Here is a 14,607-nt window from a genome sequence, read left to right on the forward strand (position 1 = left end):
TTTCAGGGCTGGTTGATGATGTGCTGGGCGATCGTCGTCGCGTCTTTCCACACCCCGGCGAGGGTGTCGGAGCCGCGGCCGCCGTACTGCGGCATCCCCGCCACGAACAGCCCGGGCAGCCCGGTCAGGGTGCGCCGCGCCCGGTCGACACGGGCTGGTTCCGGGAGCCAATCGTCGCCAGGGGTGTAGCCGGTGGCGAGGATCACCGACCGGGGGGATGCCTGCGTGCCGTCAGCGAAGGTCACCACGTCGCCGGTAGCGTTCTCCACCGCAGCTGCGATCGTGACCCCTGCGCGGCGCAGCTGCTCATAGCTGTCGCCGAAGACCGGCTCGGGGCGACGCTCCCGCGAGAACAGCGGCACCCTCTCCCCCGCCGCGACGGGATAGCTCATCGCGGGGCGATGCTGCCGCCGGGTTCGCACGGACAGCGTCGCGGTGTGCGACGCGGACAGTTCGCGGGCCAGCTGCACACCGCTGTTCCCGCCTCCCACGATGAGCACGTCGCCGACGGGGATCTGCTTCGGGTACAGGTACTCGCTGCTGTGCAGCACCAGCCCGGGCACCGTCAGCAGAGAAGCCCACTCCGGAATCCGCGGGTGCGCGGATGCGCCAGTCGCGCAGATCACGTTGCGGGTCTGCACCTCCCCTGCCGTCGTCGACAGCAGCAGAGTCGAGCCGTTCCCGCGGTGCTCCACCCCGGTCGCCCGGATGCCCCAGACCGTCTCCACGCCCAGCCCGGCTTCCACGAAGGTGAGGTAGTCGGCCATCTCGTCCGTCCGTGGGTGCCGACGCTGGTCACCCAGCAGCCGCCGCGGAGACAGCGCACTGTGCCGGGCGTCGCTGAGAAGCTCCATCGAATGCCACCGTGAGGACCAGGAACGCTGCCCCGTGCTGGCGGCGTCGATCACGACGAACTCGTGCTGCGGCCGCAGCCCTTCCGCGCTCAGAGCCGCGGCAACCGCGAGCCCGGACTGCCCGGCGCCGACGATGATCGCCCGCCGATGCGTCAAACCCGCCCTCATCACTGGCCACCGTTCACCGCGGACTGGATGGCGTTCTCGAGGTCGTCCCACGTCTGCAGCTTGAGCGGCTTCCCGTCGAGGAAGAACGTCGGGGTGCTGCTCACGCCAAGCGCCTGGCCCTCCTCGAAGTCCAGCTCCACCCGCTCCGTCGTGGCCGGGTCCGCCACGGCGGCGTCATAGGCGGCCATGTCCAGACCGATCTCCTCCGCGAAGCCACGGAACAGGTCGGCGCGAGACTCCTGCGCCTCACCCCACTCCGCCTGCGTCTCGAACAGCCGGACATACATGTCCTCGAACCGGTCCTGCTGCGCGGCCGCCTCCGCCGCGACCGCCGCGTTCTTCGAGTTGAAATGGCCCGGCAGCGGGAAGTAACGGACTACATACGTGATCTCCCCCGCGAACTGCTCCCGCAGATCCTCCACGATCGGGAAGAACGCACCACACGCCTCACACTCGAAGTCGAGGAACTCCACCAGGGTGACTGCGCCCTCCCCGCCGTCGTCGAGGACATGCGAGCTCTCCCGCACCACCTGCGGGGATGCGTCACCGCCCCCAGATGGTGGAGCGGTCTGGCTCTGATTGACAAGGACGTAGATCAACGCGGCGCCCACCAGCACCACCACAACGGCGATGGTGACGAGTGTCGCCTTCACAGGGGTTTTCATCGGGTACTCCAAACCAAGACACGGCACAGGACAGAACCCGGGCACGCAACCCGGGACGAAGCGCCACCCGAAAGGGCGGCGTGCCAAATGTCAGGTTCGGGAAAGACCCAACTGCGTCAACGAGAAGACAATCGGGTGAGCACGAGCGGCCGGCGCCGGAAGCAGCGAAGGCATTCGTGGTCGGTCACCGAGAACCGGAGGCATCCGCCGACGCCACAATCCCCGCAGCACCACCATGAACGTCAACCCGCACAACACGCCCAGCATGCACAGCGCAGCGCCCACTAACGCGTTCGGCCCAGAAGCGACGCCACCAGCGACTGCTTCATGCTCGGCCGGGGCATCTGCCACGGGCTCGACGTGCGGGTCCATCAACCCAGATATCACCAGCGGGACAGGAGTCGAACCGTCCGCCTCCGTGTGGCCAGTCGCTGCCAGACCCAGCATCAGCAGCAACGCCAAACCGACGCTGGTAATGAGCCTCATTATCAACAACTGCTCATTCAGCGTCACGGAGCGCGGAGTCTGGGCCGAAGAGACCATCGCCAACAGCCTACCGTGCGCGCCCAAGCGCCACTCTGAGCCGGGTTCCGTCGACCCTTGGGCAACGCCATCTTCACCTGGAACTACAACTCTCGCTCCGACACTTCCCATGATTCGTGTCCGATCCGAGCGCCGGTGCGCCCCGTCAAAGTTCAAATTCGCAACTTGCTCGAAAGAGCGCGTGGACTTTGCAACTCCTATCGAGAACCTTCATCCCGGCCGAGCCGCCTTGGTCGGCAGGGGTTGCATTCCCTACTTGGGTACGGGTTTACCGTTGGCGCATGACCGATTTTCTGGAACTCTTCGAGCAGGCTCCCGAAGCATGTACGTTGCCCACGGTGGACCGTCCGCTGCGGGTCTCCGAGTTCGCCGAGCTCTTCGCGACCGCGACGGAGACCGTCGCCCGCTCCTCCTTGACTCGGGCGGTGGTGACCCTTCCGCTGGAGTCGCTGGCGACGGCGAGAGATCTCGCGGAGCGCGAGACGGCGTGCTGCTCGTTCTTCACGTTCACGACCAGTCCGGTCGGGGGCAGCGCCGTGATGACGATTGAGGTTCCCGAGCAGTACGCCGACGTGCTCACGGCGCTCACGAGCCTCGCCGACTCGGCGCGATGACGACGATGCTCCGCAACGGCTCGGGTTCGCTCTGAAGAGGTCGCCGAGCTGCTCGACACCGGACGCCGCGACCCCAGACCTGCGCACCCGCGCGCTCGAGAAGATCGACGAGATCGAGCAGAAACTGGCAGACCTCCTCGTGATCCGCGCCTCCCTGCAGCAGGTGGTCGATGCCCGCTGCGACAGCCTGATCGGCTGCACCTGCGCCGACTGCCCGATCCCCTACGCCGACATCGCGCACCCCGAAGGAGCACCCGCATGAGCGCCCCCGAAACCACGACAAGCTGCGCGCGCAAGGCTCTCACCGAGGAGGGCGTGCCGACGCGCACGAAGGTGGCCGGACTGCTCGCTCTGCTGGCCTGTGTGGGCTGCTGCGCACTCCCGTACCTGATCGTCGCCGGGATCGTCACCGGCGCTGGCGCCGCGGTCCTGCAGCAGACGCTCATCGCGGTCGCCGCGGGGCTGGCCGCTCTCGCCCTGGGCATGTGGTGGCTGCGCCGACGCCAGATCGCGAAGAGACGCGCCGCAGCCGGCGGCTCCGGGTGCGGCGACGCGAACTGCGCCTGCTGAACACCGATCCCGTCGCCCGGGAGAATGGGACGATGCGAGCGAGCGTCGAGTGGATGGAACGACACCAGGTGCTGCTCTACCTCGCCGCTCTCGCCCTGGGCGCTGCGGTCGGGCTGCTCATCCCCGCGGTCGCCCACCCGGCCGAGCTCGCGATCAACCCGGTGCTGGGGCTGCTGCTCTACGCCACCTTCCTCGGCGTGCCGTTCGCGAAGATCGGCACCGCGTTCCGCGACTGGCGATTCCTCACCACGGTCATGATCGTCAACTTCGTCCTCGTGCTCGTCGTCGTCTGGCTGCTGTCGCGGATCGTCGCCCACGATCAGGTGCTGCTCGTCGGCGTGCTGTTCGTGCTGCTCACACCCTGCGTGGACTACGTGATCGTGTTCACCGGGATCGCCGGCGGCGCGAAGGACCGCCTGCTCGCGGCCGCGCCGCTTCTGATGATCGCCCAGATGCTGCTGCTGCCGTTCTACCTCCGGCTCATCGTCGGCGCCGAGTTCGTCGCCAGCGTCGACCTCGCCCCGTTCGTCGAGGCGTTCCTGCTGCTCATCGTGCTGCCGTTGCTCGCCGCCGGGCTCACGCAGCTCGCCGCCCGCACCCGTGGAGGCGCGCGTGTCCAGAACGCGGTACTCGGGGCGATGGTGCCGCTGATGATGCTCACCCTGGCCGTCGTCGTCGCCTCACAGATCGCCGGCGTCGGCCAGCAGATCGCATCGCTGCTGCTCACGATCCCCGTCTACGTGCTCTTCGCCGCCCTCATGATCCCGATCGGCGCCCTCGCCGGCAGCGTCGCCCGGCTCGACGTTCCCGGCCGTCGAGCGGTCGTGTTCAGCGGCGCGACCCGCAACTCGCTCGTCGTCCTCCCGCTCGTCCTTGCGCTGCCGCCCGCGTTCGACCTCGCGCCGCTCGTCGTGGTCACCCAGACCCTCGTCGAGCTCCTGGTCATGGTCGCGTTCGTCCGCCTCATCCCACGGCTCATCCCGAACAGACATCCCGTGGTCGCTGTGGCTTAGGAGCGATCTGCCTCGGTGTGCGGTCTGCCGTGTTCTCCCCGTCGACGGTCGGTTCGTCAGCGGGACGCGCGTGTCAAGCGCGCGTGCGCCGAGCTGCGCGGAGCCCGTTGAGGATGACGATGACCTCCGCGACCTCGTGCACGAGCACGACTGCCGCGAGCCCGAGGATGCCGGTGATCGCCAGCGGCAGCAGAACCGCGATGATCGCGATGGACAGCACGACGTTCTGGTTGATGATGCTGCGGCCGCGGCGGGCGTGGGCGAGGGCCTGCGGGATGAGGCGGAGGTCGTGGCCGGTGAACGCGACGTCGGCGGACTCGATCGCCGCGTCCGCGCCTTTGGCTCCCATCGCGATTCCCAGGTCCGCGGCCGCCAGGGCGGGGGCGTCGTTGATGCCGTCCCCGATCATGGCCGTGGGTTGCGATACGGACAGCTCCGCGACGGCGCTGGCCTTATCCTCGGGGCGAAGCTCGGCGCGCACGTCGCTGATACCTGCCTGTGCGGCCAGGGCCGCCGCGGTGCGGGCGTTGTCGCCGGTGAGCATCGTCACCCCGATTCCGCGGCGGTTGAGCGTGGCGACGACCTCGGGAACCTCGGGGCGCAGCTCGTCCCGGACCCCGATCGCGCCGGCGGGCCGGTCGTCGCGGTACACGATGACGACGGTCATCCCCTCGGATTCCATCGCGGTCACCTCGTCGGCCAGTGTGCCGGCGGCGAGCCAGCGGGGGCTCCCGACAGCGACACGGGCACCGTCGAGGGTGCCGGCGATGCCGTGCCCGGCGGTCTCGCTGACCTCCTGCGCGGTCGGCGCGTCGGGGGCGGCGTTGGTGATCGCGGCGGCCAGCGGGTGCGTACTGTGCGCTTCCAGGCTCGCCGCCCATGCGAGCACTTCATCTTCGGTCGCGCCCGCAGCGGTCACGACGCGGGCCACGGTGGGCTCGTTGCGGGTCAGCGTGCCGGTCTTGTCGACGGCAAGGTGGCGGATGCCGCCGAATCGCTCGAACGCGGCCCCGGACTTCACCACCACACCGAACTTCGACGCTGCACCGATCGCGGAGACGACCGTGACCGGGACGGCGATCGCCAGAGCGCACGGGGAGGCTGCGACGAGTACCACCAGGGCGCGGGTGATCCACAGCTCGGGGTCGCCGCTCAGCAGCGATCCGAGTACGCCGACGAGCACGGCGAGGATCATCACGCCGGGCACAAGCGGGCGGGCGATCCGGTCGGCCAGGCGGGCACGGTCGCCCTTCTCGGCCTGGGCCTGCTCGACCAGCTCCACGATCGTGGTGAGCGAGTTGTCGGTGCCGGCGGCGGTGGCCTCGATTTCGAGGACGCCTGTCGTGTTGATCGACCCGGCTGACACGTCGACACCGGGCTCGACCTCGACAGGGATCGACTCACCCGTGATCGCGGACGTGTCCAGACTGCTTCGGCCAGCCCGCACGATGCCGTCGGTGGCGATCCGCTCGCCCGGCCGAATCACGAGCACGTCACCGACGCGCAGCTCCTTCGCCTCGACCTCGGCCGTGGCGTCGCCGCGCTTGACCAGAGCGGTGTCGGGCACGAGCTTCAACAGCGCCCGCAACCCTGCGCGGGCGCGGTCCATCGCCTTGTCCTCCAACGCCTCCGCAATGGAGTACAGGAACGCCAACGCGGCGGCCTCCTCGACGTAGCCGAGGATCACCGCGCCAGTGGCGCTGATGGTCATCAGGAGTCCGATGCCGAGCTTGCCCTTGGTGAACAGCTTGCGCAGCGCGCCGGGGACGAACGTGTACGCGCCCAGCAGCAGACCGATCCAGAACAGCACCAGGCCGGCGGTCTCCGCGCCAGTCCATTCGCATATCAGGCCGGCGGCGAACGCGACGCCGGAGGCGATGGGGATCAGGACGCTCGGGCTCCGATACCAGGGCCGGTCGTCGTCGTCGTCATCGTCGAGGTCGACACGCTCGACCTGCGAACCCGTGACCGTGCTCACGCGCTCGCCTCCCCCACCACGCAGCCCTCAACCCCACAGTCGGGGTCCATGCACGGCACGCTCTCGTCGACGGCCAGGGTCACGTCGACGAGCGTGGTCAGCGCGCGGGTCAGGTGCGGGTCCGCGACCTCGTAGCGGGTCTGCCGACCCTCGGGCTCGGCCACCACGATCCCGCACCCGCGCAGGCACGTCAGATGGTTCGACACGTTCGAGCGCGACAGCCCCAGCTCCCGGGACAGCACGGCAGGGTAGCTCGGGCCGGCCAAGAGGGTCAGGAGGATGCGGGAGCGGGTCGGGTCGGCCATCGCCCGTCCGAGCCGGTTCATCACGTCGAGTCGATCGGAAATAGTCAGCACATGATGACTATACACCCAACGATGTATAAAACTTCTCCGTGGAGGCGACAATCGGGTCGGGTCTATGGCTGGGCGGCGGCTTCCTGGCGGGCGGCTTTCCAGACGACGCGGGCGGCATCTGCATTGAGCAGGCCGATGGCGATGCCGACGACGATGTCCAGCCATCCGGTGACGAACCAGATGGTGAGCACGCCCACGGCGATGATCGCGAGGTTGGCGAAGGCGTCGTTGCGTGCCGAAAGCCAGGCCGCTTTGGTGAGGCTGCCAGCTTGGTGGCGGTGCCGGGCGAGGATGGTCGCGCAGGCGAGGTTGACGGCGAGGGCGCCGAGCGCGGTGATCGACAGGGCGGTGGGGTCGGGCGCGACCGGGTCGAGGATCTTCACGATCGCAGTCCAGATCGTCGCAACGGCAGGGATGAGGATCACGAACGCTAAGACGCTTCCCGCGATCGCGCGGCGGCGCACCGGCCAGGGGATCGCCGCGTAGATGAGCAGGTTGACCGCGGCATCCTCGAGGAAGTCCACGCTGTCGGCGAAGAGAGAGACCGATCCGATCGTGAGGGCGACGGTGAACTCGATGCCGAAGTACGCCAGGTTCAGCACGGCGACGATCAGCACCACGCGTCTGAGAGCTTCCATACCTCCATCCTCGCTGGGGGACAGCTGCGCCTCGTGCAGCCGCTATAGGCTCGGAAGTTGCTGCGACCGCTGGATAGGCTGAGCCAATGAGCCGGGACCCGCAAGGCACGGCCTCCGGGTTGACGGCGGGGACCTCGCCGGGCCGTTGGCGGCAGTCGCTGCCGTTGGTCTTCCTTATCGGAGCTGCGGTCGGGGTGCTGGGCGGGATGATCGGCTTGGGCGGCGCGGAGTTCCGGTTGCCGCTGCTGATCGGCCTGTTCGGCCTCGCCGCGCTCCCGGCGATCATCATGAACAAGGCGATGAGCCTCATCGTCGTCATCACCGCCCTGCCCGCCCGTCTCCTCACCGTCCCGCTGGCCGAGGTGACCCCGTACTGGTACGTCATCGTGAACCTGCTGATCGGCAGCCTCATCGGCGCGTGGGTGGGGGCGAACTGGGCGACGAAGATCGCGAGCAAGACCCTCTACCGCGTCCTCGCCGCCCTGCTCGTCCTGATCGCCGTCGTCCTCGTGCTCACGCACTTCATCGCCGCCAACCCGCTGAACCTGCCCGTGACGTGGCAGTGGGTGATCGGCGTGGTCGCCGGGTTCGCGATCGGCGTCGTCGCTGCCCTGATGGGCGTGGCCGGGGGTGAGTTGCTGATTCCGACGATTGTGCTGCTCTACGGTATCGACATCAAGATTGCCGGCACCCTGTCACTGGCGGTATCGCTGCCGACGATGCTGGTCGCGTTCGCCCGCTACAGTCGCGACAACAGCTTCACCGTCCTACGGCAGAACCCCGGATTCCTCATCGCCATGACCGCCGGGTCGATCGTCGGCACCATCATCGGCGGACTGCTGCTGGGTGTGTTCCCGAGCGTCGTCATAGTCCCGCTGCTCGCCCTGCTGCTCGTCCTGTCCGCGTGGAAGGTCTGGAACCACAAGTAGTGCGAGGAACGGTCATCTGCGCGGCGCTGCCGACAGCCGCGGCGTTCGGGATGAGCCGCGGGATCAGAGGTCGGTGCTGAATACGGTGCGTAGCGCGGTCATGGCATCGGGGCGTGCCTTGTAGTAGACCCACACTCCGCGCTTTTCCCGGTCGACGAGTCCCGCGTCGTGCAGGATCTTGAGGTGGTGGCTGAGGGTCGATTGGGAAAGGTCGAAGCCCTCGGTCAGGTCGCACATGGCGCATGCTTCGCCGTTCTCGTGCGAGAGCACCATCGACATCAGTCGTAGCCGCACCGGGTCTGCGAGGGCCTTCAGCATCCGAGACAGAGGCTCTGCCTGGGTGGGGGTGATCGGCTCGCGGGACAACGGTGTGCAGTACCCGAGGGCGCTGCCCGAGGAAAGGGTCAGGGGCATTGACATGCCTCCAGTGTCCCACACTTCGATACTTTGACGAATGTCGATATCTGCGTAGGATGTGAGTCGGACTTTGAAGTCCATCGAAGTCATCTCGACTGAAGGAGATACCCGTGAGTGCACCGATCCAGCTTGTTCGTTCCAAGTACCGCACCCTCGAAGGCGGGTGCGTGAGTTGCTCCGGCGACCTCGCCACGATCCAGTCTGTGCCGGGCGTGCAGGACGTCGACGCGCTGGCCTCCGGTGTCGTGCTGGTCACGCACGACGGCTCCGTGACTGACGCTGCCGTGATCGAGGCCGCCCAGAAGGCCGGGCTGCCCCTGGCCGCGACAGGTCCTGCCCGTCCCCTCCGCGGTTAGCCCCTCCCCAGAACGTCACTCCCAGGAAGAAGGACAACGGATGAGCATTGGCGCGAGCGCACCGGCACAGGTGGCACCCGTGACAGCACGGGCTGTCCGACGTCGGTGGTGGCAGGAGCCCGAGATGGTGACCCTGGGGGTTGCGTCGGTGCTGCTGGTCGCGGGCCTGGTCGTGGAGTGGACGGCCCATCTCGAGCCGGTCTCGCTGGCTCTGTTTTGGGCCGCGATCATTGTCGGGGGTGTCTATCCGCTGCGCAGCGCGGTCCGGGCGGTCCGAAACAGGCGGCTGACGATCACCGTGCTGCTGGTGGTGGCCGTGATCGGCGCGATTGCGCTGGGTGTCGTCGAAGAAGCCGCGATGCTCGTGGTCATCTTCAGCCTGGGTGAAGCGATGGAAGCCTACGCGACCGACAAGGCGCGCGGGTCCATCGACGCGCTGATGGAGCTGGCACCCCCGACCGCCACCCGCCTCACCCACGGCGACCGGACCGAGACCGTGGCGGTGGAGGAGCTGCACCCCGGCGATGTCGTACTCGTGCGTCCCGGCGAACGCCTCCCCACCGATGGCATCGTCGCCGACGGTGCTTCATGGGTGGATGCCAGTCCAGTCACCGGAGAATCGGTGCCGGTCGAGGCCACTGCCGGCACCGAGGTCTTCGGGGGAAGTATGAACGGCAACGGAGTGCTGCGGGTACGGGTCACCAAGGAGCACTATGACACCGTGCTCGCCCGTGTCATCGAGCAGGTCGAGGAAGCGCAGGCCAACCGGAGCGGAGCCGAACGATTCGCGGACAAGTTCAGCGCCGTCTACACCCCGGCGATGTTCATCCTGGCCGTCGCGGTCGCCCTGCTCCTGCCGCTGTTCGGGTTCGAGTGGCGTGAGGCGATCTACCGGGCACTGGTCATCCTGGTCGTCTCGTGCTCCTGCGCGCTCATCATCTCCGTGCCCGTCAGCGTCGTCACCGCGATCGCCCGCGGCGCACGGGATGGGATCCTCATCAAGGGCGGGGTCTACCTCGAACGCCTCGCCGACATCAAGACCGTCGCCTTCGACAAGACCGGCACGCTGACCCGAGGACGACCCGCGCTGACGACCGTCATCCCCGTGGGCGACCTCACCGAGGACGAGACCTTAACATTGGCGGCCGCGGTCGAGGCGGGCAGCGAACACCCCATCGCCACCGCGATCGTCGCCGGCGCGAACGCTCGCGGCCTCGTCTTTCCCGCCGCGATGGGCGCTCGCGCCCTGCCCGGTGCGGGCATGGATGCCATTGTCGACGGCCGCCCCCTGCACATCGGTCGGCCGACAGCCGCCGACCGTGCAAGGTCAGATGTCGGATTGGTGGTCTCCCAAGCCGAGTCAGAAGGCCGGACAGCTGTCGTGCTCCGCGACGAAACCCGCGCACTGGCCGTGCTGACTGTGGCCGACCAACTGCGTCCAGATGCACAGTCCACCATTGACGAGCTCCGCGCACTGGGAATCACACGGGTCATAATGCTCACCGGCGACAGCACCACCGTTGCCCGATCCACCGCCGACGCCCTCGGCCTGGATGACTACCGCGCCGAGCTGTTGCCCGAGGACAAATCCGCCGCAATCCTTGAACTGCGTCAGACGCACGGCCTGATCGCCATGGTCGGTGACGGCGTCAACGACGCCCCCGCCCTGGCCAACGCCGACCTTGCCATCGCGATGGGCGCCGCCGGCGCCGATGTCGCCCTGGAGACCGCAGACGTCGCCCTCATGGCCGACGAACTCGACCGGCTCCCCGCCGCGATCCGCCTCTCCCGCCGAGCACGGAACAACATCAAGATCAACATCGTGCTCAGCCTGACCGTCGTGGCCACCCTGATCATCGCCGCTCTCGCCGGGTGGATGTCCCTGACCACCGGCCTCCTTCTGAACGAAGGCAGCGCCGCTCTCATCATCCTCAACGGCCTGCGCATGCTGGTACCAGGCCGCGGCGAAACCCGACGAAAGCAGACAACTCCCACCACTGGCCACGGCCCGCGCACGCGATAGCCGTCCGATGAGCGATCCGCTATCGAGACGCTAAGTCGCGTGGCGAGGGTCACATGGGATTGCAGATCCGACGAGCGCGGCTCCGCCCCAAGGGATATTTCTCGATTCGCGCGGATTTTGGGGTGTTGTGGGCACCCCCCGGCGCGGCGGCAGATGAGAGCTCGACACCCGACGAGATCGGGTTGCGACAGCCCACCGTCAGCCATTACATAGGCGTACTTCATGGCGCGGTGTCTCGACGGACACCAGGCACGATGACGAGGACGGGTCACACGGGTTCTGGCTCTTTCGTTGGGGAGACGGTGCTGGTCTCCTCGGGAGCCTGTTCGGGAAGGCGCAGCCGCTTGAGCAGGAGAGCGTTGACGGCGACGATCACGCTGGAGCCCGACATGGACAGTGCGGCGATCTCGGGGGAGAGAATGATCCCGAACGCGGGGTAGAACACCCCGGCGGCGATCGGCAGGGCGGCGGCGTTGTAGCCGATGGCCCATCCCAGGTTCTGCCGCATCTTCCGCAGCGTGCCCTTGCCGATCTTCAGCGCGATCGCGACGTCGAGGGGGTCGGAGCGCATCAGCACGACGTCGGCGGTCTCGATCGCGACGTCGGTGCCGGCGCCGATCGCGATGCCGAGGTCGGCCTGGGCGAGGGCGGGGGCGTCGTTGACGCCGTCGCCGACCATCGCGACCTTCTTCCCGGATGCTTGGAGCTCGGCGACCTTCTGCGACTTGTCCTCGGGCAGCACCTCGGCGATCACGGTGTCGATGCCCAGCAGGGCGGCGATCCGTTCCGCGGTGGGTTGGTTGTCGCCGGTGAGCATCGCGACCTCGACACCCTGCTCGTGCAGGGCGTCGATCGCGGTCTTCGCGCTCTCCCGGGGCGCGTCGGCGAGGGCGATGACGCCGGCGATCTGCCCGTCGACGGCGAACAGGATCGCGGTGCGCCCTGAGCCGGCCAGTTCCCGCTGGGACGCTTCGACGGGGGTGATGTCGATGTGCTCGGCGGCCATCAGGCGGGTGTTGCCGAGGACGACCCGCTTGCCGTCGACGGTCGCGACGGCGCCCTGTCCGGTTATGTTGCGGAACGCGGTGGCGGTGCGGCGCGGGATGTCGCGGGCATCGGCGTACGCGACGATCGCCTCGGCGAGCGGATGCTCCGACTCCCGTTCCGCCGCCGCGGCCAGGCTGAGCAGCTCGAGGTCGTTCCCGCCGGAGGTGAGGTAGTCGGTGACCTCCGGCTCCCCTTTGGTGAGGGTGCCGGTCTTGTCGAACACGACCGTGTCGATGCGGGCGGCGGTCTCGATCCCGGACGCGTTCTTGAACAGCACCCCTCGTTTGGCGCCGAGACCGGTGCCGACCATGATCGCGGTCGGGGTCGCCAATCCGAGGGCGTCGGGGCAGGTGATGACCACGACGGTGATCGCGAACAGGATCGCCATCGGCACCTCGGCGCCCGCGAGCAGCCAGATCAGGAAGGTCAGCGTGCCGCCGATCAAGGCGACTAGCACCAGCCAGAAAGCGGCACGGTCGGCGAGCCGCTGCCCAGGGGCCTTGGAGTTCTGCGCCTCCTGGACGAGCTTCACGATCTGCGCGAGCGCGGTGTCCGCTCCGACCTTGGTCGCGGTCACCCGGAGGGTGCCGACGGTGTTCACGGTCGCGCCGATCACCTCCGACTCGGGTGTCTTGTCGACCGGCATGGACTCGCCGGTGACCATCGACTCGTCCACCTCGGACTCGCCGGACTCCACCACGCCATCGGTGGGGATCTTCGCCCCCGGTCGGACCAGCATCAGATCCCCCGGGACGACGTCGGACGTGGGGATCTCCACCTCCTGCCCGTCGCGAATCACGACCGCCTGGGAGGGCGCGAGCTCCAGGAGGGTGCGGATGGCGTCGTTCGCGCCGCCGCGGGCGCGCATCTCCACCCAGTGCCCCAGCAGCACGAAGGTGGCGAGGACGGTGGCGGCTTCGTAGAACACCTCGCCGCCGCCGGTGAGGGTGATGAACAGGCTGTACAGCCAGCCGGCGCCGACCCCGACCGAGACGAGCACCATCATGTCCAGCGTTCGGGCCCGCAGTGCCCGGTAGGCGCCGTCGAAGAAGATCCACGCCGAGTAGAAGATCACCGGCAGCGAAAGGATCAGCATGAACACGTCATCGCGCAGCCCGAACGGCGCCGGCACCTCGAACCCGATCACGTCCCGGCCGATCGGCGACCACAGGGTGATCGGGATCGACAGGATCAGCGCGACCAGGAACCGGTTACGCATGTCGCGGATCATCGCGTCCATAGACATGCCGCCGTGGTGCCCACCGTGGCCCATCATCTCCTGCGCGGAATGCGCGGCCGCCTGACCGCCGTCATGGCCGGCGGCCGGCGCCGGGGTATGACCGGCGTGCTCAGCCGCATCGGCGGGCGCCGGATGAGCGTGCCCAGCGTGCTCGGCGTGACCTGCGTGGTCTTCGGCATCCTTGTGCCCGGTGGGCGCGCCGTGGTCGGCGGGAGTGTCATGGTCGACGTGGCCCTCGTGCCCGGCATGCCCCTCTTGCCCGGCGTGGGCGCCGTGGTCATGAGGTTCGTGGGTGGGATCGCAGATGTGGTCGGGGACGGACTGGCCGGCGCAGTGGTAGCCGCACTCGATCACCCATTGCTGCAGGTGGGCGACCGAGGTGGACTCGGGGTCGTAGGTGACGGTCGCGGTCTGCGAGACGGGGTTCGCGTCGACGCTGATCACGCCGGGCTGTCGGCCCAGGTGGGCTTCGGTGACGTTCTTGGAGGTCGCGCGGATCATGCCGCCCACCTGCAGGGTCACGGTGTTCGTGTCGTTCATCACAGTTCCTTCCCGATAGCGGGGTCGGTGGAGCGGGGACCGGTCTTGGGGTGGGGCCATTGCCAGTCGGTCACGGCGGGGATGTCGGTGCCGTGCTGGCGGGTGTGGGCGCGGGCGCGCAGGCGGGCGTCCTGCAGCTCCTGCCGGAGACCTGCGTGGCCGGCGGCGAGGCCCGGGACGTGGTCGAGGACGTCGATGACGAGCCGGTACCGGTCGAGGTCGTTGAGCATGACCATGTCGAACGGGGTCGTGGTGGTGCCGCGCTCCATGAATCCGTGCACGTGCAGGTTCTGGTGTCCGGCGCGGTTGTAGGTGAGTCGGTGGATCAGCCACGGGTAGCCGTGGTAGGCGAAGATCACCGGCTTGTCGGGAGTGAAGATCGCATCGAACTCCCGGTCCGGCAGCCCGTGCGGGTGCTGGTCCTCGGATTGCAGCCGGGTCAGGTCGACCACGTTCACCACCCGCACTCTCAGGTCGGAGACGTGCTCGCGCAGCAGCGCCGCGGCGGCGAGGGTCTCGAGGGTGGGTACGTCGCCGGCGGCGGCGAGCACCACATCCGGCTCCGTGCCCTCGGTTTCCGTGCCCGCCCACGGCAGGATCCCGAGCCCGCGGGTGCAGTGCTCGATCGCCTCGTCCATCGTCAGCCACTGCGGGGC

The 14,607-nt window shown here is 68.3% G+C and carries 16 protein-coding genes; 7 read left to right on the forward strand and 9 right to left on the reverse strand.

The annotated features are described in order from the left end of the window. Positions 1 to 2: 2 nt before the first annotated feature. The 3 genes from AC1Q49_RS06045 to AC1Q49_RS06055 form a co-directional block, all read right to left on the reverse strand. The gene (locus AC1Q49_RS06045) at positions 3 to 1,010 is read right to left on the reverse strand and encodes a flavin-containing monooxygenase (protein WP_492491211.1); all 1,008 of its coding nucleotides are present in this window, start codon (positions 1,008 to 1,010) and stop codon (positions 3 to 5) included. 11 nt (positions 1,011 to 1,021) lie between these two features. Then, on the reverse strand, positions 1,022 to 1,687 hold the full coding sequence (locus AC1Q49_RS06050; protein WP_060958842.1) for a DsbA family protein: 666 nt from the start codon (positions 1,685 to 1,687) through the stop codon (positions 1,022 to 1,024). A gap of 90 nt (positions 1,688 to 1,777) precedes the next feature. Further along, positions 1,778 to 2,200, reverse strand: a complete 423-nt coding sequence (locus tag AC1Q49_RS06055; protein WP_157553710.1) for a hypothetical protein — start codon at positions 2,198 to 2,200, stop codon at positions 1,778 to 1,780. 311 nt (positions 2,201 to 2,511) lie between these two features. Here AC1Q49_RS06055 and AC1Q49_RS06060 point away from each other — a divergent pair, with 311 nt between their 5' ends. The 4 genes from AC1Q49_RS06060 (at position 2,512) to AC1Q49_RS06075 (ending at position 4,427) form a co-directional block, all read left to right on the forward strand. Then, positions 2,512 to 2,844, forward strand: coding sequence for a hypothetical protein (locus AC1Q49_RS06060; RefSeq protein WP_060958844.1), 333 nt, complete (start codon positions 2,512 to 2,514; stop codon positions 2,842 to 2,844). A 139-nt stretch (positions 2,845 to 2,983) separates the two neighbouring features. Next, a complete protein-coding gene (locus AC1Q49_RS06065) occupies positions 2,984 to 3,106 on the forward strand; it encodes a hypothetical protein (RefSeq protein ID WP_255266050.1) in 123 nt (40 codons plus the stop codon). Beyond that, on the forward strand, positions 3,103 to 3,414 hold the full coding sequence (gene merT / locus AC1Q49_RS06070) for a mercuric ion transporter MerT (RefSeq protein ID WP_492491212.1): 312 nt from the start codon (positions 3,103 to 3,105) through the stop codon (positions 3,412 to 3,414). The genes AC1Q49_RS06065 and merT overlap by 4 nt, the downstream gene beginning before the upstream one ends. A gap of 32 nt (positions 3,415 to 3,446) precedes the next feature. Further along, on the forward strand, positions 3,447 to 4,427 hold the full coding sequence (locus tag AC1Q49_RS06075; protein ID WP_060958876.1) for an arsenic resistance protein: 981 nt from the start codon (positions 3,447 to 3,449) through the stop codon (positions 4,425 to 4,427). Between the two features lie 73 nt (positions 4,428 to 4,500). Here AC1Q49_RS06075 and AC1Q49_RS06080 read toward each other — a convergent pair whose 3' ends face one another. The 3 genes from AC1Q49_RS06080 to AC1Q49_RS06090 form a co-directional block, all read right to left on the reverse strand. Continuing rightward, a complete protein-coding gene (locus AC1Q49_RS06080) occupies positions 4,501 to 6,405 on the reverse strand; it encodes a heavy metal translocating P-type ATPase (protein ID WP_060958846.1) in 1,905 nt (634 codons plus the stop codon). Beyond that, positions 6,402 to 6,761, reverse strand: a complete 360-nt coding sequence (cmtR, locus tag AC1Q49_RS06085; protein WP_060958847.1) for a Cd(II)/Pb(II)-sensing metalloregulatory transcriptional regulator CmtR — start codon at positions 6,759 to 6,761, stop codon at positions 6,402 to 6,404. The genes AC1Q49_RS06080 and cmtR overlap by 4 nt, the downstream gene beginning before the upstream one ends. Before the next feature lie 62 nt (positions 6,762 to 6,823). Then, entirely contained in the window at positions 6,824 to 7,399 is a 576-nt protein-coding gene (locus tag AC1Q49_RS06090; protein ID WP_060958848.1) for a cation efflux transmembrane domain-containing protein, read from the reverse strand. 86 nt (positions 7,400 to 7,485) lie between these two features. Here AC1Q49_RS06090 and AC1Q49_RS06095 point away from each other — a divergent pair, with 86 nt between their 5' ends. Next, positions 7,486 to 8,328 (forward strand): sulfite exporter TauE/SafE family protein, encoded by an 843-nt coding sequence (locus AC1Q49_RS06095; RefSeq protein ID WP_492491213.1) that lies wholly within the window; start codon positions 7,486 to 7,488, stop codon positions 8,326 to 8,328. 63 nt (positions 8,329 to 8,391) lie between these two features. On the opposite strand, the gene AC1Q49_RS06100 is transcribed toward AC1Q49_RS06095, so the two are convergent. Next, a complete protein-coding gene (locus AC1Q49_RS06100) occupies positions 8,392 to 8,646 on the reverse strand; it encodes an ArsR/SmtB family transcription factor (protein ID WP_492491214.1) in 255 nt (84 codons plus the stop codon). A 266-nt stretch (positions 8,647 to 8,912) separates the two neighbouring features. Between AC1Q49_RS06100 and AC1Q49_RS06105 the strand changes: the two genes are divergently transcribed. Together AC1Q49_RS06105 and AC1Q49_RS06110 are read left to right on the forward strand one after the other, a co-directional pair. Then, positions 8,913 to 9,101 (forward strand): heavy-metal-associated domain-containing protein, encoded by a 189-nt coding sequence (locus AC1Q49_RS06105; RefSeq protein ID WP_492491215.1) that lies wholly within the window; start codon positions 8,913 to 8,915, stop codon positions 9,099 to 9,101. Positions 9,102 to 9,225: 124 nt separating this feature from the next. Then, positions 9,226 to 11,124, forward strand: a complete 1,899-nt coding sequence (locus AC1Q49_RS06110; RefSeq protein WP_060958331.1) for a heavy metal translocating P-type ATPase — start codon at positions 9,226 to 9,228, stop codon at positions 11,122 to 11,124. Between the two features lie 268 nt (positions 11,125 to 11,392). On the opposite strand, the gene AC1Q49_RS06115 is transcribed toward AC1Q49_RS06110, so the two are convergent. Both AC1Q49_RS06115 and AC1Q49_RS06120 read right to left on the reverse strand, forming a co-directional pair. Next, positions 11,393 to 13,951, reverse strand: a complete 2,559-nt coding sequence (locus AC1Q49_RS06115; protein ID WP_060958332.1) for a heavy metal translocating P-type ATPase — start codon at positions 13,949 to 13,951, stop codon at positions 11,393 to 11,395. Beyond that, a partial coding sequence (locus AC1Q49_RS06120; protein ID WP_492491216.1) for a phosphoketolase family protein occupies positions 13,951 to 14,607 on the reverse strand: 657 nt, incomplete at its 5' end. The genes AC1Q49_RS06115 and AC1Q49_RS06120, both read right to left, overlap by 1 nt.

This window comes from Microbacterium sp. MPR-TSA4 (assembly GCF_058792815.1).

Coding starts and splice junctions, on each gene's coding strand:
- AC1Q49_RS06060 (WP_060958844.1), top strand. CDS start 2,512: ATGACCGATTTTCTGGAACTCTTCGAGCAGGCTCCCGAAGCATGTACG.
- AC1Q49_RS06110 (WP_060958331.1), top strand. CDS start 9,226: ATGGTGACCCTGGGGGTTGCGTCGGTGCTGCTGGTCGCGGGCCTGGTC.
- merT (WP_492491212.1), top strand. CDS start 3,103: ATGAGCGCCCCCGAAACCACGACAAGCTGCGCGCGCAAGGCTCTCACC.
- AC1Q49_RS06050 (WP_060958842.1), bottom strand. CDS start 1,687: ATGAAAACCCCTGTGAAGGCGACACTCGTCACCATCGCCGTTGTGGTG.
- AC1Q49_RS06115 (WP_060958332.1), bottom strand. CDS start 13,951: ATGAACGACACGAACACCGTGACCCTGCAGGTGGGCGGCATGATCCGC.
- AC1Q49_RS06095 (WP_492491213.1), top strand. CDS start 7,486: ATGAGCCGGGACCCGCAAGGCACGGCCTCCGGGTTGACGGCGGGGACC.
- AC1Q49_RS06075 (WP_060958876.1), top strand. CDS start 3,447: ATGCGAGCGAGCGTCGAGTGGATGGAACGACACCAGGTGCTGCTCTAC.
- AC1Q49_RS06090 (WP_060958848.1), bottom strand. CDS start 7,399: ATGGAAGCTCTCAGACGCGTGGTGCTGATCGTCGCCGTGCTGAACCTG.
- AC1Q49_RS06100 (WP_492491214.1), bottom strand. CDS start 8,646: ATGCTGAAGGCCCTCGCAGACCCGGTGCGGCTACGACTGATGTCGATG.